Annotated in this window: 17 protein-coding genes; 8 read left to right on the top strand and 9 right to left on the bottom strand. The window is 58.6% G+C overall.

Features of this window, described 5'->3' with window-relative positions:
- Positions 1–46 precede the first annotated feature (46 nt).
- The 3 genes from AB5Y92_RS13965 to mutT all read left to right on the top strand — a co-directional run bounded on the left by AB5Y92_RS13965 (position 47) and on the right by mutT (position 4211).
- Positions 47–952, top strand: a complete 906-nt coding sequence (locus tag AB5Y92_RS13965) for a M23 family metallopeptidase (RefSeq protein ID WP_005355107.1) — start codon at positions 47–49, stop codon at positions 950–952.
- 59 nt (positions 953–1011) lie between these two features.
- Complete coding sequence (gene secA, locus AB5Y92_RS13960) at positions 1012–3732, top strand: preprotein translocase subunit SecA (RefSeq protein WP_368226997.1); 2721 nt, start codon at positions 1012–1014, stop codon at positions 3730–3732.
- A gap of 74 nt (positions 3733–3806) precedes the next feature.
- Positions 3807–4211 carry an 8-oxo-dGTP diphosphatase MutT gene (gene mutT, locus AB5Y92_RS13955; protein ID WP_042053534.1) on the top strand — a complete coding sequence of 135 codons (405 nt, stop codon included), beginning with the start codon at positions 3807–3809 and terminating at the stop codon, positions 4209–4211.
- A gap of 76 nt (positions 4212–4287) precedes the next feature.
- Here mutT and yacG read toward each other — a convergent pair whose 3' ends face one another.
- From yacG to AB5Y92_RS13910, 9 genes are all read right to left on the bottom strand, one after another.
- Entirely contained in the window at positions 4288–4482 is a 195-nt protein-coding gene (gene yacG / locus AB5Y92_RS13950; protein WP_005336142.1) for a DNA gyrase inhibitor YacG, read from the bottom strand.
- 9 nt (positions 4483–4491) lie between these two features.
- A complete protein-coding gene (zapD, locus tag AB5Y92_RS13945; protein WP_005336141.1) occupies positions 4492–5214 on the bottom strand; it encodes a cell division protein ZapD in 723 nt (240 codons plus the stop codon).
- A 37-nt stretch (positions 5215–5251) separates the two neighbouring features.
- Positions 5252–5866, bottom strand: a complete 615-nt coding sequence (gene coaE / locus AB5Y92_RS13940; protein WP_368226996.1) for a dephospho-CoA kinase — start codon at positions 5864–5866, stop codon at positions 5252–5254.
- Positions 5867–5879: 13 nt separating this feature from the next.
- Positions 5880–6752, bottom strand: a complete 873-nt coding sequence (locus AB5Y92_RS13935; protein ID WP_164535951.1) for an A24 family peptidase — start codon at positions 6750–6752, stop codon at positions 5880–5882.
- 61 nt (positions 6753–6813) lie between these two features.
- Positions 6814–8055 (bottom strand): type II secretion system F family protein, encoded by a 1242-nt coding sequence (locus tag AB5Y92_RS13930; RefSeq protein WP_005336136.1) that lies wholly within the window; start codon positions 8053–8055, stop codon positions 6814–6816.
- Between the two features lie 243 nt (positions 8056–8298).
- Positions 8299–10005, bottom strand: a complete 1707-nt coding sequence (tapB, locus tag AB5Y92_RS13925) for a PilB family type IVa pilus assembly ATPase TapB (RefSeq protein ID WP_201986386.1) — start codon at positions 10003–10005, stop codon at positions 8299–8301.
- A 3-nt stretch (positions 10006–10008) separates the two neighbouring features.
- A complete protein-coding gene (locus AB5Y92_RS13920; RefSeq protein ID WP_272953589.1) occupies positions 10009–10413 on the bottom strand; it encodes a prepilin-type N-terminal cleavage/methylation domain-containing protein in 405 nt (134 codons plus the stop codon).
- Positions 10414–10728: 315 nt separating this feature from the next.
- Entirely contained in the window at positions 10729–11592 is an 864-nt protein-coding gene (gene nadC, locus AB5Y92_RS13915; RefSeq protein WP_164535953.1) for a carboxylating nicotinate-nucleotide diphosphorylase, read from the bottom strand.
- A gap of 3 nt (positions 11593–11595) precedes the next feature.
- Positions 11596–12066: a TIGR02281 family clan AA aspartic protease gene (locus AB5Y92_RS13910; RefSeq protein WP_164535954.1), complete on the bottom strand. Its 471-nt coding sequence runs from the start codon at positions 12064–12066 to the stop codon at positions 11596–11598.
- A gap of 130 nt (positions 12067–12196) precedes the next feature.
- Between AB5Y92_RS13910 and ampD the strand changes: the two genes are divergently transcribed.
- From ampD to lpdA, 5 genes are all read left to right on the top strand, one after another.
- Positions 12197–12772: a 1,6-anhydro-N-acetylmuramyl-L-alanine amidase AmpD gene (gene ampD, locus AB5Y92_RS13905; RefSeq protein ID WP_069554218.1), complete on the top strand. Its 576-nt coding sequence runs from the start codon at positions 12197–12199 to the stop codon at positions 12770–12772.
- Between the two features lie 278 nt (positions 12773–13050).
- Positions 13051–13815 (top strand): pyruvate dehydrogenase complex transcriptional repressor PdhR, encoded by a 765-nt coding sequence (gene pdhR, locus AB5Y92_RS13900; protein WP_005336127.1) that lies wholly within the window; start codon positions 13051–13053, stop codon positions 13813–13815.
- Between the two features lie 79 nt (positions 13816–13894).
- Positions 13895–16555 (top strand): pyruvate dehydrogenase (acetyl-transferring), homodimeric type, encoded by a 2661-nt coding sequence (gene aceE, locus AB5Y92_RS13895; protein WP_005355086.1) that lies wholly within the window; start codon positions 13895–13897, stop codon positions 16553–16555.
- 119 nt (positions 16556–16674) lie between these two features.
- Positions 16675–18564, top strand: a complete 1890-nt coding sequence (aceF, locus tag AB5Y92_RS13890; protein ID WP_100646861.1) for a pyruvate dehydrogenase complex dihydrolipoyllysine-residue acetyltransferase — start codon at positions 16675–16677, stop codon at positions 18562–18564.
- A gap of 148 nt (positions 18565–18712) precedes the next feature.
- Positions 18713–20140: a dihydrolipoyl dehydrogenase gene (gene lpdA, locus AB5Y92_RS13885; protein ID WP_005336123.1), complete on the top strand. Its 1428-nt coding sequence runs from the start codon at positions 18713–18715 to the stop codon at positions 20138–20140.
- Positions 20141–20161: the final 21 nt, after the last annotated feature.

Raw genomic sequence — 20161 nt, 5'->3', positions numbered from 1 at the left:
TCCCGTGCAGGCTCCTGGCCGCACCTGACCGAGCAGACTGATTTCTATGAGCATTACCCTGATCCTCCACGGCAAGCAGCGACGCAAGTTGCACCTGCCCAAACAACGTCTGGCCTGGGTCGGCGGTATTCTCTTCTCCCTGTTGGCCCTTGGTGGTGGTTGGCTCTGGCAGAGCTGGCACCAAAAAATGGAGGCGCTGGAAGTGGCGCTTGCCGTTGCCGAGCAACAGTCCGTCGACCAGAGTGGCGACGAAGCCCGTGAACAGTTGGCAATGCTGGCTGCTCAGGTGGGCACTATGCAAGGCCAGCTTGGCCGTCTCAATGCCCTCGGCGAACGATTGACCGAGCAGGCCGATCTCGATCCCGACGAGTTCAATTTCAAAGAGCTGCCCCCCATGGGCGGTCCTTCTTATGATGAAGAGCTGGAAGTGAGCCTCAACGAGCTGCAAGCCTCGATGAAACACCTCAGCCAGCAGCTCAGCAGCCGCGAAGAGCAGCTGTCGGTACTTGAATCTTTCATCATGAATCACCATATCACCGATGCCGGTTTTATTTCCGGCACGCCAGTCAAACAGGAGCGAGTTTGGGTCTCGTCCGGGTTTGGTGGACGGGTCGATCCGTTCAACGGGCGTGCCAAGATGCACAAAGGGGTCGATTTCCGTGGCAAACCCGGAACCCCGATTCTGGCCACCGGGCCCGGCATTGTCAGCTGGGCGGGCCGTCATCCGGAATTTGGCAATATGGTGGAGATTAATCACGGCAATGGCCTGGTCACCCGCTATGCCCACAACTCCAAGTTGCTGGTCGAGGTGGGCACTCTGGTTGATCAGGGTCAGAAGATTGCCTTGATGGGACGCACCGGTCGCGCGACCGGGGTCCATCTGCATTACGAAGTGTTGAAAGATGGTCGTCAGGTCAACCCCGCACGCTTTCTCAGTGCCAGACGGGGTTAGGTTTTTTTCTTCAGGTTCCAGTGACGGAACGCTTTTATAACCAGAAATAGTTGGTACCCATGATTAGCACACTGCTTACCAAGATTATCGGCAGCCGGAACGACAGAACGCTCAAGGCTTTGCGCAAAATTGTAAAACAGATCAATGCCATGGAGCCGCAGTTCGAGGCTCTGTCCGATGCCGAGTTGCAGGCCAAAACGGCTGAATATCGTCAGCGTATCGAGCAGGGTGAGACCCTGGAGCAGTTGCTGCCGGAAGCGTTCGCGACCGTGCGTGAAGCCTCCAAGCGGGTGTTTGGCATGCGCCACTTCGATGTGCAACTGATCGGCGGCATGGTGCTGAACTCCAACCGCATCGCGGAAATGAAAACCGGTGAAGGTAAGACTCTTACGGCGACTTTGCCAGCTTACCTGAACGCCCTGAGCGGCCGGGGTGTGCACGTGGTAACGGTGAACGACTATTTGGCCAAGCGTGATGCGGAGGCGAACCGCCCGCTGTTCGCCTTCCTCGGCATGACCGTCGACTGCAACGTGCCAGGTATGGATGCGTCACAGAAGCGTGACGCCTACGCCGCCGACATCACCTACGGTACCAACAACGAATTTGGTTTTGACTACCTGCGCGACAACATGGCGTTCTCGCCGGAGCAGCGGGTACAGCGTCCGCTCAACTACGCGCTGGTGGATGAGGTGGACTCGGTGCTTATCGATGAAGCCCGTACTCCGCTCATCATCTCCGGTCCGGCCGAAGACAGCTCAGAGCTCTATATCCGCGTCAACAAGCTGATCCCGCTGCTGGTCAAGCAGGACAAGGAAGATACCGAGGAGTACACCGGTGACGGTCACTACACGGTAGACGAGAAGAACCGTCAGGCCCTGCTGACCGAAAACGGCCAGATCTTCGTGGAAGAGCTGCTCAAGAAAGAGGGGCTGCTGGATGAGAACGATTCCCTGTTCTCCGCCTCCAACATCAGTCTGTTGCACCACGTGAACGCTGGTCTGCGTGCTCATACCCTGTTCGAACGCAACGTTGACTATATCGTTCAGAAGGACGAAATCGTCATCGTTGACGAGCATACCGGCCGTACCATGCCGGGTCGTCGCTGGTCCGATGGTCTGCATCAGGCCGTAGAAGCGAAGGAAGGGGTGAAGATCCAGAACGAGAACCAGACGCTGGCATCCATCACCTTCCAGAACTACTTCCGTCTCTACAACAAGCTGGCGGGGATGACAGGGACTGCGGATACTGAAGCCTTTGAATTCCAACAAATTTATGGCTTGGATACCGTGGTTATCCCGACCAACAAGCCGATGGTGCGCAAGGACATGGGCGATCTGGTCTACCTGACCGCCAATGAGAAGTATGCCGCCATCATCGAAGATATCCGTCAGTGCGTGGCCAAGGGCCAGCCTGTACTGGTTGGTACTGTCTCTATCGAGAACTCCGAGCTGCTCTCCGGCATCCTGACTAAGGAGAAGATCCCGCACAAGGTGCTGAACGCCAAGTTCCACGCCATGGAAGCGGAGATCGTCGCCCAGGCCGGTCAGACAGGTGCGGTCACCATCGCCACCAACATGGCCGGTCGTGGTACCGACATCGTGTTGGGTGGCAACTGGCAGGCAGAGATTGCGAAGCTGGAGAACCCGACCAGCGAGCAGATTGCCGAGCTGAAAGCCGCCTGGCAGGTGCGTCACGATGCGGTGCTGGCCGCCGGTGGTCTGCACATTATCGGCACCGAGCGTCACGAATCCCGTCGTATCGACAACCAGCTGCGCGGCCGTTCCGGTCGTCAGGGTGATCCAGGCTCCTCCCGTTTCTACCTCTCCATGGAAGATACCCTGATGCGGATCTTCGCCTCCGACCGCGTGACCGGCATGATGAAGAAGCTGGGCATGGAAGAGGGCGAAGCCATCGAGCACCCGTGGGTCACCAAGGCGATCGAAAACGCCCAGCGCAAGGTGGAAGGTCGCAACTTCGACATCCGCAAGAGCTTGCTGGAGTTTGACGACGTTGCCAACGACCAGCGCAAGGTGGTGTACGAGCAGCGCAACGAGCTGCTGGATACCAACGACATTTCCGAGACCATCCACGTGATCCGTGACGACGTCTACGGCGCTGTGATCGACGAGTACATCCCGCCCCAGTCTCTGGAAGAGATGTGGGACGTGCCGGGTCTGGAAGCGCGCCTGAAGGCGGACTTCGCGCTGGATCTGCCGCTGCAACAGTGGCTGGCGGAAGATGACAAGCTGTATGAAGAGAAGCTGCGCGAGCGCATTCTGGACGAAGCCACCAAGCTCTATGCCCACAAGGAAGAGCTGGTCGGCAAAGAGGTGCTGCGCAACTTCGAGAAGGCGGTGATGCTGCAAACTCTGGATGGTCTGTGGAAAGAGCATCTGGCGGCCATGGATCACCTGCGTCAGGGCATCCATCTGCGCGGTTACGCCCAGAAGAACCCCAAGCAGGAGTACAAGCGCGAATCTTTCGATCTGTTTACCCAGATGCTGGAAACCCTCAAGCGCGACGTGGTCAGCATTCTGAGCCGTGTGCAGGTGCAGGAGCGCGATGTGGAGGCGATGGAAGAGCAGCAGCGCCAGCAGGCGGAAGCCGCTCCCCGCACCTATACCCACGCCGCAGCCGAGAGCCAGCGGGCCGATGAGCAGGCCGCAGGCGAAGAGGGGCACACCACCTTCGTGCGCGACGAGCAGAAAGTTGGTCGCAACGATCCCTGCCCGTGCGGCTCCGGCAAGAAGTACAAGCACTGCCACGGTCAGTTGACCTGATCGACGCTATGCCATAACAGGCGGGCCAAGTGCCCGCCTTGTTATTGGTGGCAACAAGCGAACAGAGGTAATTGATGGAACAGAAAAAACGGATCTGGGTGGCGGTTGGCGTCATTGAGAATGAACGGGGCGATATCTTCATCGCCAGACGCTCCTCCGATCGCCATCAGGGGGATCGCTGGGAGTTTCCCGGCGGCAAGGTGGAGTCCGGTGAGGATCTGCTCACCGCGCTGGATCGGGAGCTGTGGGAAGAGATCGGCATCAGGGTATTGGATTGTGCCCCCTTCATGGAACTGCAGCACGACTACCCCGAGAAGCAGGTATTGCTGGATATCTGGAAGGTGACCCGTTTCAGCGGCGAGCCGTTCGGCAAGGAGGGGCAGGAGTGCCTGTGGGTGCCGGTGGCCGAGCTGAACAACTACCACTTCCCCGATGCCAATGGCCCGATTGTAGCGCGGCTACAGGGTCTGCTGGCTTGAGCCGGTAGTAATCAACCAACATGAAAAAAGGGCCAATCGGCCCTTTTTGATATTGCGGAGGTAGGTGATCTGGGGCTTATAGCCACTGATCGCCTTCTTCCGGTTCCGGCAGCAGATCTGGGTTGATCTCCCCCGGGATCCGCTTCTCTTCATCGGCCCATTCGCCGAGATCGATCAGCTGGCAGCGCTTGCTGCAGAAGGGGCGGAACGGGCTCTGCGGGCCCCATTCCACTTCACTCTGACAGGTCGGACACTTTACCTTGGTGACCATAAGCCCTCCTTAGCAGCAGGCGAGCTGGAATGGCACGTCGCCAATCGGCTGTTCTGCGGTGGGCAGAAAGCGCAGGGCGAAGCGGTTCTTGTGGCCGCTCAGGGTTGGGTAGCAGAACAGATTGCCCGGCAGCTTGATGCGGATCAGCTCGGCGCTCTCGGCGGTGTCCTGGAAGAAACCGTTGCTGGCAACCTGCTCACTGAAACTGCCTGATTCACGCCACAGGCGCAGCAGCAGGGTGATGGCATTCATCAGCAGGTTGATGTCGCTCAGCCAGCCCTGCATCTGCTGGTGACGGGTGATGGCCGGGGTACCGAGCCAGTGGTGCAGCTGCGGCACATCGAAGGCACACAGGCCACCCGGGATGGAGAAACGCTGGCGAATGGAGCCGAGCAGACGATCCTCTTTCAGGCGGGCACCCGGGCGTGGCGAGTTGAGCAGGTTGCGAGAGAGCTGGCTGCTCTCTTGCTGCATCAGTTTGATCTGCTCCAGATCGACATCGGGCAGGCTGGCCCAGTGGCTCAGACGCTGGCCGAGACGTTCCAGATCCTTGATGAGGTCGGCGCGCAGGTCACCACGCTCAAGCAACTCCTGCAGATCGAACAGCCCCTTGAAGAAGGCGATATGTGCCCAGGATTGTTCACTCTCCAGATTGTCGCGGATCTGGGAAAACAAGGACTCCAGACGAAGATAGGTCCGGCTTTTTTCATTGAGGGGGAAATCGTAAATCATGCCTAATCCTGGCCAGCCATAAACCGGCCTAGTGTACTCACACTTGGCGGCCTTGTTGAGAGGCAATTGCCAGATATGTCTCGTGCAGCGCCAAAATCCGCGTTTTAATCGCCATTTCGCAGCCATTGTGGTTTTCGATGACATCATCCGCCGCCGCGAGACGTTCCGACCGGCTCGCCTGAGCGGCGATGATGGCCCGGGCCTGCTCGGCCGATACCCCATCCCGGCGACAGGTGCGCTCAATCTGGGTGGCTTCATCCACATCGATCACCAGCACCCGGTTAGCGAGGCCGGTGAGTTTGTTCTCCACCAGCAGTGGCACCACCAGCAGGCAGTAAGGTGAACTGGCCGCAGCACACTGGCGCAGCATTTCGCTGCGAATCAGCGGGTGGAGCAGGGCATTGAGCCACTCCTTGGCCTGTGGGTCGCTGAAGACCCGCTCGCGCAGGGCTCGACGGTCGAGTTGACCGCTCGGATCAATCACATTCGAGCCAAAATGGTCGGCGATGGCGGCAAGGGCCGGGGTACCCGGCTCGACCACTTCGCGGGCGATCACATCGGCATCCACCACCTCGATACCCAGCGCGGCAAACTGATTGGCGATAGTTGTCTTGCCGCTGCCGATACCACCTGTGATAGCAACTACATACATGGGGACCTCTTGCTCAAAGCAGGGTAGAGAGATACCAGCGGGTGATGGTATCGCCCCATAGCAGCGCAATCCAGCCCGCGATGGCGAGGTAGGGGCCGAAGGGGATGGGCTTGCCCTGATGATGTTTTTGCAAGGCGATCAGGCTGATGCCGATCACGGCGCCGACCAGAGATGAGAGCAGCAGAATTATGGGCAGCGCCTGCCAGCCGAGCCAGGCGCCCAGCGCCGCCAGCAGCTTGAAGTCGCCATAGCCCATCCCCTCCTTGCCAGTGAGCAGCTTGAAGGCCCAGTAGAGGCTCCAGAGCACCAGATAGCCCGCCATGGCACCGATCACGGCATCTGCCAGCGGCACGAAACCACCAGCCAGATTGAACAGCAGCCCGCCCCACAGCAGTGGCAGGGTGAGCTGGTCGGGCAGCAACATCTTGTCGAGATCGATAAAGGTGAGGGCGACCAGCACCCAGGTCAGCAACAGGGCGGCCAACGTACCCCAGCCCGGCGTTATGACCATGGCTACGGCCACCGAGAGCAGGGCGGTCAGCAGCTCTACCAGCGGATAGCGGGCCGAGATGGGGGCCTGACAGTCGCGGCAACGCCCTTTGAGCCAGAGCCAGCTCAACAGCGGGATGTTCTCAAGCGCAGTGATGGCGTGGCCACAGCGAGGGCATGCGGAGCGCGGCACCATCAGGTTGTAGCGCTCTGGCGCAGTGGCCTCCTCATCAGGGGCGAAGTAGCTGCGATACTCGGCCTGCCACTCCCGCTCCAGCATGATGGGCAAGCGGTGGATGACCACGTTAAGGAAGCTGCCGATCATCAGGGAGAAGAGAAAAACCAGCGAGAAGTAGAGCCATGGCAAGCTGTGAGCCAGCTCGAGAAGAAGTGTCATAACCAACCGTCAGTTATTGAATGAGGGGGAGGGCATGGTTGTGGTGCCATGCCCTGATAAATCAGCCTACCACGTCGCCAAGCTTGAAGATGGGCAGGTACATGGCAATAACCATACCGCCGACCAGCACCCCGAGCACCACCATGATGAGGGGTTCCAGCAGGCTGGTGAGGCCATCGACCAGATCATCCACCTCCTGTTCGAAGATGGTGGCGACCTTGGAGAGCATATCATCGATGGCACCGGACTCCTCACCGATCATCACCATCTGGATCACCATGTCGGGGAAGAGATCTACGGTGCGCATTGCAACGTTGATCTGCATACCGGCCACCACCTCGTTGCGGATCGCCATGACCGCGGTGCGATAGACATAATTGCCGGAGGCGCCAGCCGCCGAAATCAGCGCATCCACCAGCGGAATACCGGCGGAGAAGGTGGTTGACAGAGTACGGGCAAAGCGGGCCATCGCCGCCTTGTGCAGGATCATTCCGACCACCGGAATGGTGAGGACGAACTTGTCGGTATTGTCTTTCACCTTCTGGGAGGCCCGCCAGGCCCGCACGTAAAGGAAGATGCCAAGGGCCGTGCCACCAAAGAAGACATACCACCAGTTCTGCATAAAGCGGGAGATGCCGATAACAAACTGGGTGAACACCGGCAGCTCGGCACCAAAGCTCTTGAAGATATCCTCGAACTGCGGAATGACGAACAGCAGCAGGATGGAGGTCACCACGATGGCGACCAGAATGACCATGGTGGGGTAGAACATCGCCTTCTTGATCTTCGACTTGAGCGCTTCCGACTTTTCCCGATAGGTTGCGATACGGTCGTAGATGGTCTCCAGCGCACCGGATTGCTCACCGGCTTCCACCAGATCGCAATAGAGATCATCAAAGTAGAGGGGATGGCGGCGCAGTGCCTCCGACATGGGGGTACCGGTCTCCACATCGGCGGCAATCTGCCCCATCAGCTCGCGCATCGAGGCTTTCTCGTGGCTGCGGGCGATAATCTGCAGGCTCTGCACCAGCGGTACACCGGCGGAGAGCATGGTGGTGATCTGGCGTGAGACGATGGCGATATCCATCGGCTTGATCTTGGCGCCGCCCTTGGAGAAGAGCCCCTGGGATTTCTTGGCTACCTTGGTGACGTTGACCCCTTGCTTGCGCAGTTCGGTCTTGACGGTGTTGATGCTGTCGGCCTGCAGCTCGCCGGAGACCTTCTGCCCCTTGCGATTAACCCCGTGCCAGCGGAAGGCGAAGACTTTCTTGGGGGCATTGTTCTTTTTCGTTAGGGTTGCCATCTTTGCATCCTGCAATGGGGTTGGTTGTCAGAGTCGGACTCTGCGCGTCACCAACCTGGTCAAGGTGCCCGACTGGCTTGATGCCTGCGGGGTACTGATAGGGTGGGCGGTACCTTCTTGCTTGGCGCCAGCCCAGTCACTTGAATATCTGATTACTCTGTTGGCCGGACTATAATCCGTTCCGTATTCGTGCGCGGCTGATAGACTCTGCCAACCAAACCGGCGGGTCGTTCCGCACACGGATCAGTTGGTGGTGACCCGATTGACCTCGGCCAGACTGGTGACCCCGAGCCGAGCCTTCTCCAGTCCCGAGGTACGTAAGGTACGCATCCCCTCTTTCTGCGCGATAGCAGCGATTTGCAGGGAGTTGGCCCCCTGCATGATTAATTTGGCGATGTTCTCCGACATCAGCATGATTTCGTATATGCCGACCCGCCCCTTGTAGCCGCCGGAACACTCCTTGCAGCCGACCGGTTTGAACAGTCGCAGTCCGGCTGCCAGCTGCTGCGGCGTAAAGCCCAGCTCCAGCAGTTCGGCTTCCGGCACCACTTCCGGCGCTTTGCAGTGGTCGCACAGTTTACGGGCCAACCGCTGGGCCATGATCAGGGTCACCGAGGAGGCGATGTTGAAGGCCGGTACCCCCATGTTCATCATCCGGGTCAGAGTCTCGGCGGCGGAGTTTGTGTGCAGGGTGGATAGCACCAGGTGACCGGTCTGGGCCGCCTTGATAGCGATTTCGGCGGTTTCGAGATCGCGAATTTCCCCCACCATCACCACATCCGGGTCTTGTCGCAAGAAGGAGCGCAGGGCGCTGGCAAAGGTGAGCCCCGCCTTGGGGTTGACTTGCACCTGATTGACGCCGGGCAGGTTGATTTCCACCGGATCTTCGGCGGTAGAGATATTTACCTCGGTGGTGTTGAGAATATTGAGGCCGGTATAGAGTGAAACCGTCTTGCCCGAGCCGGTGGGGCCGGTCACCAGGATCATCCCCTGTGGCTTGGAGAGGGCGCGCAGGTACTGCGCCTTCTGTCGGTCATCAAAGCCGAGTTGCTCGATATTGAGGCGTGCCGCCGAGGAGTCGAGCAGACGGATAACGATCTTCTCTCCCCACATGGTGGGCAGGGTATTGACCCGCATATCAATCGACTTATTGCGCGACAACTTCAACTTGATGCGGCCATCCTGTGGCAGCCGCCGCTCGGCGATATCGAGTCGTGCCATGACCTTGAGGCGGGCGGAAAAGCGGTTGGAGAGGTTGACCGGCGGTGTAGCGATTTCATGCAGAATGCCGTCGATGCGAAAGCGCACCCGATACTTGAACTCATAGGGCTCGAAGTGCAGGTCGGAGGCGCCGCGCTTGATGGCATCCATCAGGATCTTGTTGATGTACTTGACGATGGGAGCATCGTCATCGGCGGTATTGACGCTTTCGTCCAGTCGGCTGTTTTCGTCGGAGACTTCGAGATCCGAAATCTCGGACTCGTCGATATCCTCCATGCCGAGAGCGTCATTTTCGCTCTCCAGCAGCTTGCCGATGGCGGCGGTGAGCTTGTTCTCCTCCACCAGCAGGGCTTCAGTATGAAGACCGAAGCTGAAGCCAAAGTCCTCCAACGCCGAGACATTGGTCGGATCCGACATGGCGATATAGAGGGTGTGGCCCTGGGTGTAGATGGGCAGCACATGGTGTTTCTCAATCAGCTTCTGATTGAGGTACTTCTGCGGGATCTCGGCCAAGTCGAAGGCGGCAAGATCCAGCAGAGGTACCCCATACTCCAGCTCGCAAAAATCGGCGAGCGCCTTGCTGTCGAGGATCTCGTTCTCTATCAGAAATGTCACAAAGGGTTTGCGCTGAGCCTTGGCCTGGCTCAGATAGCGCTGGGAGTCCTCTTCACTGATCAGTGAAGAGGCGGCCAGGCTTAACGCCAGGCCGCTATTAGGGCTAGAGGTCATCAGTTAGCAGAGATTAGCTGGACTGCATGTCCCGGTCCATGAGACAACTCCACCACTAGCAGCGCCCACCAAACTGTAGGCTCCAGACGGATTAGACATTGAGGTGGTTACAGTGATACTAGTACTTGCACTTGTGTTTCCACTAAGAGTCAGGGTCACGCCAGCTGGTACTGAAAAGGTGCTTGCATTCGAAAGATTTGAGCACCCGAAGTTACCAGTGGTTTGTGCGCAAATTTCGGCTTCCGTCTTAACTGGTCCTGTTGCCGAAACTGCAGCCGTAAATTTTGCTTTGTTGGTGTAGTTCTGATAAGCCGGCAGTGCTACCGCCGCCAAAATGGCCACGATCGCGACCACGATCATCAGTTCAATAAGGGTAAAACCCGATTGTTTCTTCATTTCGCTGTTCATGGAAAATATCCTTTTATCCTTGGTTCCTGGGAAGTGTCGGTGGAAAATCATCCGCACGTCAGTATCTTATCCGAGCTGTGAGGGGTGGCAACAGAGATTGCCGCCTTTGTTAACCACTTTTCTATCATTTACCAAAAACATGATATAAATCATAAAATAAGAGGCTTCTAACGACTCTTTTTTATGAGGCGAAGCGGGTCCGTCATTACACTCCTTTGCTGAGGGATCCTGCATAAAGAAAAGGCGCCTATGGCGCCTTTTGCAAGTTGTTTATCCGGTTAGGTCGCGTATTTGCTCAGGCCTGCGGGGTGAATCTCACTGCTGGATAAAGCGCATGGAGAGATCGAGCGCTCGTACATGCTTGGTGAGCGCCCCGACCGAGATAAAATCGACGCCGGTGGCGGCAAATTCGGCCAGGGTATCGAGTGTCACGTTACCGGAGACTTCGAGCTTGGCGCGGCCCTGATTGATGGCGACGGCTTCGCGCATCATGGTCACGTCGAAGTTGTCCAGCATCACGATATCGGCCTTTGCCGCCAGCGCCTGCTCCAGTTCTGCCAGTGATTCCACTTCCACCTCTACCGGTTTGCCCGGATTGAGATGACGAGCCTCATTAATCGCCTCGGCAATACCGCCACAGGCGAGGATGTGGTTCTCCTTGATGAGATAGGCGTCGTAGAGGCCGATGCGGTGATTCTTGCCGCCGCCACAGGTGACCGCGTACTTCTGGGCTGTGCGCAGCCCGGGGATGGTCTTGCGGGTGTCGAGCAGGCGGCAGTCGGTGCCCTCCAGTTCAGCCACATAGCGAGCGGTGAGGGTGGCGACGCCAGAGAGGGTCTGGACAAAGTTCAGGGCATTGCGCTCGCCAGTCAGCAGCTGGCGGGCAGGACCGTGGAGGCGAAACAGCTCCTGATTGGGGGAGAGCACTTCCCCATCCTGCACCTTCCACTCCACCTTTACGTCGCTACCGAGTTGTACGAACACTTCATCCACCCAGGGCTGGCCGCAGAACACACCGGCCTCACGGGTGATGACCCGGGCGCTGGCCATCCGGTCGGCCGGGATCAGCTGGGCGGTGATATCGGCGTTGGCGTCCGGTTGGTCCAGCGTGGTGAGGGCATCGCCCAGATCTTCGAGTAGTGCGGCGCGCACGGCGCGGCTGACATCCTGTTGAAACATGCCTTATTCCTGCAAGGGTCTGAGCAGCAGTTGCCGCTCCTTTTGAACCAGCTCCAGCCGACCGAGGGCGTTCATGCCAACCAGCACTTCGTCACCGTCTGCCGCCGGATTGATAAAGATGGCCAGATCGTACAAGGTCAATGGCCCCATCGCCAGCGTTTCGATGGTGCCGTTGCCAACCCGGATCTGCCCTGCGGCGGTATTGACCTGGCTGCTGCCATAAGCGGTCAGGCCGAGCCGCTCGGCAACCTGCTGCGGGATGGTGATACGGGTGGCGCCGGTATCGAGCAGCAGTTGCACCGGCTGGCCGTTGATGGCACCCTCCAGACGATAGTGGCCGTTCTGGTCGGCCCGCAGCAACAGCTCGCCGCTGGCGGTGACGCTGGGTTGGTTGCGGGAGTGAAAATAGAGGGTCAGCAGGCCCATCAAAGAGAGCCAGGCCAGTAACCACATCCAGCGTGCCGTGTGCTGCATACCCCATCCATATCGAGCGGAAGATGACTCAGCCTAACATACCATTTCCCGTTGCTTCAGTGAGTTGGTGCCGGATTGCCTATCAGGTATCTTCGTTTTCTCGCCATTTATCAGCCAACTCGAGTAGCCGATGACTCAACTCGCTTCGCAACCTTGTTTCTCTATCGATGCCGCTGGCTGGTGCCAGCAGGCGCGCCGGGTGCCTTCTCCCCATCACAACGAACGGGCAGCGCCGGATGATATCTCCCTGCTGGTGGTTCATGGCATCAGCCTGCCGCCGGGGGAGTTCGGTGGCCCCTTTATCGACGATCTCTTTATGGGGAGACTCGACCCCGAGGCTCACCCCTATTTTGCCGGTATCCATCAGTTGCGGGTCTCGGCCCACTGTCTGATCCGCCGTGATGGCGAGCTGGTGCAGTATGTGCCGTTCGGCGCGCGCGCCTGGCATGCGGGTGTCTCGAGCTGGCAGGGGAGGGAGGCATGCAATGACTTCTCCATCGGTATCGAGCTGGAAGGGACTGACGAAATCCCCTACACCGAGGCTCAGTACCGGGCGCTGGCGGGGCTCACTCGAGCCATCTCGGAGCGCTATCCGGCGATTACCCACGAAAAAATTGTCGGCCATTGCGACATCGCGCCAGGGCGCAAGACGGATCCCGGAGCCAGTTTCCAGTGGGATTACTACCGGCAATTACTAAACAGCTAAAGTAAATATTCAAATTTAGTTTGGATTTTAAAATCAATGGCTTGCCTATCTGGCAGGCCATTTTTGTCTCTGGTTGCGCAAATGTTATTTGTGAGCGTGGTCAAGAATATTGGTCAGACCATTTTCTATGAGCTAAATCATGTTTCCCCTGCTTTACCTCTTAAGTGGTGGGGCTGATTCTTGACTCAGATCATCTTTTGAGTGGACTTTTCAAAAGGCCTCTGCTAATTTTCGCCCCATCCATAAAATTGGTAATACCAATTTAACAAAGTAGCCTCATGCCCTATCGCAAGATTACGCAACCCAAGTTGGCCGACTCCATTGTCGCCGAGCTGGAACAGATGATTCTGGAAGGCAGCCTGCAGCCGGGGCAGAAATTGCCTCCTGAGCGGGAACTCGCCATCCAGTTTCAGGTATCGCGCCCCTCCTTGCGCGAAGCCATCCAGCGACTGGAAGCGCGCGGATTGCTTTATCGCCGTCAGGGCGGCGGCACTTATGTGCAGAATGCCCTGAGCAAGGGGATCGCCGATCCTCTGTTCGAACTGCTCAGTACCCACCCGGAAGCCCAGTATGACTTGCTGGAGTTTCGCCACGCGCTGGAAGGCATCTGTGCCTACTACGCGGCCTTGCGGGGAACCGGGTCTGATTTCGAGCGTATTCGTCAGGTGCAAACCACTATCGAAGAGGCGGGCCAACTCGGTTCGCTGGTGGCCGAGTCGGCAGCCGTGACCCAGTTCTATCTGGCGGTGGCCGAGGCGTCCCACAACGTGGTGCTGCTGCACCTGCTGCGGGCCATGAGCCCCATGCTCGAACAGAACATTCTGCAGAATAACGAGATTTTGAATCGCCGCCCGGGAGTGGTAGCTAAGATACGTCGCCATCGCGCGAATCTGATCGAGGCTATTCTTTCGGGGGCTCCGGAGCGGGCCAGAACAGCTTGTCATGAGCATCTGGCCTTTATCGAGGACACCTTGTTGGATATGCAGAGGGAAGACAGCCGGATCCAGCGATCCATGCGTCGGATCCGTCAGCAGGAAAACTAATCCCACAAGGCTTTATTGTCGAATGCTTGCGCCCTTCGCCGTGCAATGCCGTGCAATCACAACAACATAGGAACCAGCCATGTCTGATATCCTGAAGAACGATGTGGACCCGATAGAAACGCTGGAGTGGCTTGCCTCTCTGGAATCCCTGCTGCGTGAAGAGGGTCCGCAACGCGCTCAGTTCATCCTTGAACAGTTGGCCGAGAAAGCCCGCGTAAGCGGTGTGGACGTGGCTGCCAAGGCAAATCGCGATTACATCAACACCATCCCGTCCAGCGACGAGCCGGACTACCCGGGTGACCTGGAGATGGAACGCCGCATTCGCGCCATCATCCGCTGGAACGCCATGATGATCGTGCTGCGCGCGTCCAAGAAAGACCTGGACCTGGGTGGTCACATGTCTTCCTTCGCTTCTTCTGCGACCATCTATGATGTCTGCTTCAACCACTTCTTCCGTGCTCGCAACGAGAAGGATGGTGGCGATCTGGTTTACTTCCAGGGTCATATCTCCCCGGGCATCTATGCTCGCGCCTTTGCTGAAGGTCGTCTGACCGAAGAGCAGCTGGACAACTTCCGTCAGGAAGTGGACGGCAAGGGTATCCCTTCCTATCCGCACCCGAAACTGATGCCGGACTTCTGGCAGTTCCCGACCGTCTCCATGGGTCTGGGCCCCATCGCCGCCATCTATCAGGCTCGCTTCCTGAAGTACCTGACCGACCGTGGCATCAAGGATTGCTCCGAGCAGACCGTTTACGCCTTCCTGGGTGACGGCGAGATGGACGAGCCGGAAGCCAAGGGCGCCCTGACCGTTGCTGTGCGTGAAAAGCTCGACAACCTGGTGTTCGTGGTCAACTGCAACCTGCAGCGTCTGGATGGTCCGGTTGTCGGTAACGGCAAGGTCATCAACGAGCTGGAAGGCCTGTTCGCTGGCGCCGGCTGGGATGTGACCAAGGTTATCTGGGGTCGCAAGTGGGATGAGCTGCTGAAGAAAGACACTTCCGGCAAGCTGATCCAGCTGATGAACGAGACCGTGGACGGTGACTACCAGACCATGAAGTCCCGCGACGGTGGCTACATCCGCGAGCACTTCTTCAACCGTTATCCGGAAACTGCCGCGCTGGTCAAAGACATGACCGACGAGGAGATCTTCGCCCTGAACCGCGGTGGTCACGATCCTCGCAAACTGTTCGCCGCATTCAACAAGGCGACCCAGACCAAGGGCAAGCCGACCGTTATTCTGGCCAAGACCATCAAGGGTTACGGCATGGGTGAAGCGGCCGAAGGCAAGAACATCGCTCACCAGGTCAAGAAGATGGAGCTGGACTCCGTGCGTCACCTGCGTGACCGCTTCAACCTGCCGGTGGCCGACGAGCAGCTGGCCGATCTGCCGTACCTGAAGATCGAAGCCGGTTCTGCCGAGCACAAATATCTGCACGACCGTCGCACTGCCCTGAAAGGCTATGTGCCGACCCGTCTGCGCGAAAGCACCACCAAGCTGGAAATCCCGGCACTGGATGCCTTCGGCCCGCTGCTGGGTGAGCAGGCGCGCGAAATCTCCACCACCATGGCGTTCGTGCGTTCCCTGAACGTGATGCTGAAAGACAAGTCCATCGGCAAGCGCATCGTTCCGATCCTGGCTGACGAAGCCCGTACCTTCGGTATGGAAGGTCTGTTCCGCCAGATCGGTATCTACAGTCCGCACGGTCAGCAGTACACCCCGCAAGACCGCGACATAGTCTCCTACTACAAGGAAGACAAGCAGGGTCAGGTTCTGCAAGACGGTATCAACGAGCTGGGCGCCATGTCCTCCTGGCTGGCTGCTGCGACCTCTTACAGCACCAACGATTGCCCGATGATCCCGTTCTACATCTACTACTCCATGTTCGGCTTCCAGCGGATCGGCGACATGGCGTGGGCAGCCGGTGACCAGCAAGCCCGTGGCTTCCTGCTGGGTGCGACCTCCGGTCGTACTACCCTGAACGGCGAAGGTCTGCAGCACGAAGATGGTCACAGCCACATCCTGGCGAACACCATCCCGAACTGCATCTCCTACGACCCGTCCTACGCCTATGAAGTGGCGGTGATCGTACAGGACGGCCTGCGCCGCATGTACGGTGAGAACCCGGAGAACGTGTTCTACTACATCACCACCCTGAACGAGAACTACGCCATGCCGGCCATGCCGGAAGGCGCCGAGGAAGGCATCCGCAAGGGTATCTACAAGCTGGAATCCGTCGCCGGTGCCAAGGCGAAAGTTCAGCTGCTGGGTTGTGGTTCCATCCTGGGTCACGTGCGCAAGGCTGCCCAGATCCTGGCCAGTGAGTACGGCATCGGTTCCGATGTGTTCAGCGTCACCTCCTTCAACGAGCTGGCCCGTGACGGTCAGGACGCGGATCGCTGGAACATGCTGCACCCGACAGCCGAAGCTCGCGTTCCCTACATCGCTCAGGTACTGGGTTCCGAAGCCACCATCGCTGCGACCGACTACATGAAGTCCTTCGCCGATCAGGTTCGTGCCTTCGTTCCGACCGAGAACTACCGCGTGCTGGGTACCGACGGTTACGGCCGTTCCGACAGCCGTGCCAACCTGCGTCGTCACTTCGAAGTGAACGAGTTCTACGTGGTGGTTGCTGCTCTGACCGAACTGGCCAAGCGCGGCGAGGTAGACAAGCAGGTTGTGGCCGACGCCATCGCCAAGTACGGCATCGATGCCGACAAGGTCAACCCGCTGTACGCGTAAGTGGATCAAGGGTCGCGCCGTCATGCTGCGCGACCCTGCCAGGATTTAAAACGGTTAACGCGAGATGTGCGTGGCGGCATCAGCCAGTCACGCGGATCGACGCAAGAGGATAAAGCACAATGTCCAAACAGATTATGGTGCCGGATATCGGCGCCGATGAAGTTGAAGTCACCGAGATCATGGTGGCCGTGGGTGACAAGGTCGAGCTGGACCAGTCCATCATCGCGGTAGAAGGCGACAAGGCCTCCATGGAAGTACCGGCCCCGTCAGCCGGTATCGTCAAAGAGATCCTGATCAAGGTGGGCGACAAGGTTGCCACCGGTTCCCAGATCATGATCTTCGAAGCAGAAGGCGCTGCCGCCCCTGCTGAAGTGGTTGCACCGGTTGCTGCTGCTCTGGCCGCCGCACCTGCCGCTGCCGTGCGCAAAGATGTGCACGTACCGGACATCGGTGACGACGAAGTGGACGTGACTGAAATCATGGTTGCCGTGGGCGACATGGTAGAAGCTGACCAGTCCATCATTGCCGTGGAAGGTGACAAGGCCTCAATGGAAGTACCGGCTCCGTTCGCAGGTCGCGTGGTCGAGATCAAGGTTGCCGCTGGCGCCAAGGTCTCTACCGGTTCTCTGGTGATGGTATTTGAAGTGGCTGGCGCTGCGCCTGCTGCCGTTGCTGCTCCGGCTCAAGCTGCCGCGCCCGTGGCTGCTGCCCCGGTTGCCGCCGCTGCCAAAGAGGTCAACGTACCGGATATCGGTGGCGACGAAGTGGAAGTCACCGAGATCATGGTTGCCGTGGGTGACAAGGTTGAAGCCGACCAGTCCCTGATCGCCGTGGAAGGTGACAAGGCCTCCATGGAAGTGCCTGCGCCGTTCGCCGGTGTGGTCAAAGAGATCAAGGTGAAGGCGGGTGACAAGGTCTCCACCGGTTCCCTGATCATGGTCTTCGAAGTGGCTGGCGCAGCTCCTGCCGCCGCGCCGGTTGCTCAAGCTGCCGCACCTGTCGCCGCTGCCCCTGTTGCCGCAGCTCCGGCTCCGGTTGCCCAGGCTGCTGCCGCTGCGACCGATTTCGTTGCCAACGACGCTTATGTACACGCCTCTCCGGCGGTACGCCGTCTGGCGCGCGAGTTCGGCGTAAACCTGGCCAAGGTGAAAGCCTCCGGTCGCAAGGGCCGCATCGTCAAAGAAGACGTGCAAGCCTACGTGAAGGATGCCATCAAGCGTGCCGAGTCCGCTCCTGCCTCTGCCGGTGTAGCCGGTGGCAACGGTCTGGGCGTACTGCCGTGGCCGAAGGTAGACTTCAGCAAGTTCGGTGATGTGGAAGAGGTCGAGCTGACCCGCATCCAGAAGATCTCCGGTCCGAACCTGCACCGCAACTGGGTCATGATCCCTCATGTCACCCAGTTCGACGAAGCCGATACCACCGAGCTGGAAGCGTTCCGCAAAGAGCAGAATGCGATGCTCGAGAAGCAGAAGGCAGACGTGAAGATCACCCCTCTGGTGTTCATCCTGAAAGCCGCCGCCAAGGCGCTGGAAGCTCACCCGCGCTTCTGCAGCTCACTGTCCGAAGATGGCAGCAAGCTGATCATGAAGAAGTACATCCACATCGGTGTGGCGGTAGATACCCCCAACGGTCTGGTTGTGCCTGTGGTGCGCGATGTTAACAAGAAGGGCATCATGGAGCTGTCTCGCGATCTGGCCGAGATCTCCAAGAAAGCCCGTGCCGGCAAGCTGACCGCTGCCGACATGCAGGGCGGTTGCTTCACCATCTCCAGCCTGGGTGGCATCGGCGGTACCAGCTTTACCCCGATCGTCAACGCGCCGGAAGTGGCCATCCTCGGTGTCTCCAAGTCCGAGATGAAGCCGAAGTGGAACGGCAAAGAGTTCGCGCCGCGCCTGATGCTGCCGCTGGCTCTGAGCTACGACCACCGCGTGATCGATGGTGCTGATGGGGCTCGCTTCATCACCACCATGAACGGCGTGCTGTCCGACATTCGTCGACTGGTCCTGTAAGTGAGAGGGCGGGCCCAGAGCCTGCCCTTTTTACTTCTCATTTCATTAACATGATCGTAAACTTGCCCCGTTTTTTTCACGGCTGCAGCCACCCGTTTCGGTATAAGACTGCGCTGTCCGGGGATATAAGAACGACAAAGAGGTCATGATGAGTAAAGAAATCAAAACCCAGGTCGTAGTACTGGGTGCTGGCCCTGCCGGTTATTCTGCTGCTTTCCGTGCAGCCGATCTGGGTCTGGATACTATTATCGTCGAGCGTTACTCCACCCTGGGTGGCGTCTGCCTGAACGTGGGCTGCATCCCCTCCAAGGCGCTGCTGCACGTTGCCAAAGTGATTGAAGAAGCCAAGGCGCTGGCCGAGCACGGCATCGTCTTCGGTGCCCCGCAGACCGACATCGACAAGATCCGTCTGTGGAAAGAGAAGGTTATCAACCAGCTGACCGGCGGTCTGGCTGGCATGGCCAAGATGCGTAAAGTTCAGGTTGTTAACGGCTTGGGTAAATTTACCGGCCCGAACACCCTTGAAGTGGAAGGTGCCGACGGCAAGACTACCGTGACCTTTGACAACGCCATCATCGCGGCCGGTTCCCGTCCGGTGAAGCTGCCGTTCATCCCCCACGATGACCCCCGCGTATGGGACTCTACCGATGCGCTGGAGCTGAAAACCGTTCCCGGCAAACTGCTGGTTATCGGTGGCGGCATCATCGGTCTGGAGATGGGTACCGTTTACTCCTCTCTGGGTTCCGAGATCGATGTGGTGGAATTTGCCGACCAGCTGGTTCCGGCTGCCGACAAAGACATCGTCAAGATCTACACCAAGCGCGTCGCCAAGAAATTCAACATCATGCTGGAGACCAAGGTCACCGCAGTTGAAGCGCGCGAAGACGGCCTGTACGTCTCCTATGAAGGCAAGCACGCTCCGGCCGAGCCTGTTCGTTACGACAACGTGCTGGTTGCCGTAGGTCGTGTGCCGAATGGCAAGATGCTGGATGCCGAGAAAGCTGGCGTTGCCGTGACCGAGCGTGGTTTCATTGAGGTGGACAAGCAGCTGCGTACCAACGTGGCGCACATCCACGCCATCGGTGACATCGTGGGTCAGCCGATGCTGGCACACAAAGGTGTTCACGAAGGTCACGTTGCCGCTGAAGTTATCGCCGGCAAGAAGCACTACTTCGACCCGAAAGTGATCCCGTCCATCGCTTACACCGAGCCAGAGATGGCATGGGTGGGTCTGACCGAGAAGGAAGCCAAGCAACAGGGCCTGAACTTCGAAGTCGCCACCTTCCCGTGGGCTGCTTCCGGCCGCGCCATTGCGTCCGACTGCTCCGACGGTATGACCAAGCTGATCTTCGACAAGGAGAGCGGCCGCGTCATCGGTGGTGCCATCGTGGGTACCAACGGTGGTGAACTGCTGGGTGAAATCGGTCTGGCCATCGAGATGGGGGCGGACGCCGAAGATATCGCGCTGACCATCCACGCTCACCCGACTCTGCACGAGTCCGTGGGTCTGGCTGCCGAAGTGTTCGAAGGCTCCATCACCGACCTGCCGAACGCCAAGGCCAAGAAGAAAAAGTGATTTTCTTCCCCGCTTGTCTAA

The organism is Aeromonas sp. R1-1 (genome assembly GCF_040908495.1).
GTDB classification, from domain to species: Bacteria; Pseudomonadota; Gammaproteobacteria; order Enterobacterales; family Aeromonadaceae; genus Aeromonas; species Aeromonas veronii.
Note: the sequence above shows the minus strand (reverse complement) of the source record. Positions and strands in the feature narration are given on the sequence as shown.

Coding starts and splice junctions, on each gene's coding strand:
- yacG (WP_005336142.1), bottom strand. CDS start 4,482: ATGGTCACCAAGGTAAAGTGTCCGACCTGTCAGAGTGAAGTGGAATGG.
- zapD (WP_005336141.1), bottom strand. CDS start 5,214: ATGATTTACGATTTCCCCCTCAATGAAAAAAGCCGGACCTATCTTCGT.
- AB5Y92_RS13965 (WP_005355107.1), top strand. CDS start 47: ATGAGCATTACCCTGATCCTCCACGGCAAGCAGCGACGCAAGTTGCAC.
- mutT (WP_042053534.1), top strand. CDS start 3,807: ATGGAACAGAAAAAACGGATCTGGGTGGCGGTTGGCGTCATTGAGAAT.
- coaE (WP_368226996.1), bottom strand. CDS start 5,866: ATGTATGTAGTTGCTATCACAGGTGGTATCGGCAGCGGCAAGACAACT.
- aceE (WP_005355086.1), top strand. CDS start 13,895: ATGTCTGATATCCTGAAGAACGATGTGGACCCGATAGAAACGCTGGAG.
- AB5Y92_RS13920 (WP_272953589.1), bottom strand. CDS start 10,413: ATGAACAGCGAAATGAAGAAACAATCGGGTTTTACCCTTATTGAACTG.
- tapB (WP_201986386.1), bottom strand. CDS start 10,005: ATGACCTCTAGCCCTAATAGCGGCCTGGCGTTAAGCCTGGCCGCCTCT.
- ampD (WP_069554218.1), top strand. CDS start 12,197: ATGACTCAACTCGCTTCGCAACCTTGTTTCTCTATCGATGCCGCTGGC.
- lpdA (WP_005336123.1), top strand. CDS start 18,713: ATGAGTAAAGAAATCAAAACCCAGGTCGTAGTACTGGGTGCTGGCCCT.
- aceF (WP_100646861.1), top strand. CDS start 16,675: ATGTCCAAACAGATTATGGTGCCGGATATCGGCGCCGATGAAGTTGAA.
- nadC (WP_164535953.1), bottom strand. CDS start 11,592: ATGTTTCAACAGGATGTCAGCCGCGCCGTGCGCGCCGCACTACTCGAA.
- AB5Y92_RS13930 (WP_005336136.1), bottom strand. CDS start 8,055: ATGGCAACCCTAACGAAAAAGAACAATGCCCCCAAGAAAGTCTTCGCC.
- secA (WP_368226997.1), top strand. CDS start 1,012: ATGATTAGCACACTGCTTACCAAGATTATCGGCAGCCGGAACGACAGA.
- pdhR (WP_005336127.1), top strand. CDS start 13,051: ATGCCCTATCGCAAGATTACGCAACCCAAGTTGGCCGACTCCATTGTC.
- AB5Y92_RS13910 (WP_164535954.1), bottom strand. CDS start 12,066: ATGCAGCACACGGCACGCTGGATGTGGTTACTGGCCTGGCTCTCTTTG.
- AB5Y92_RS13935 (WP_164535951.1), bottom strand. CDS start 6,752: ATGACACTTCTTCTCGAGCTGGCTCACAGCTTGCCATGGCTCTACTTC.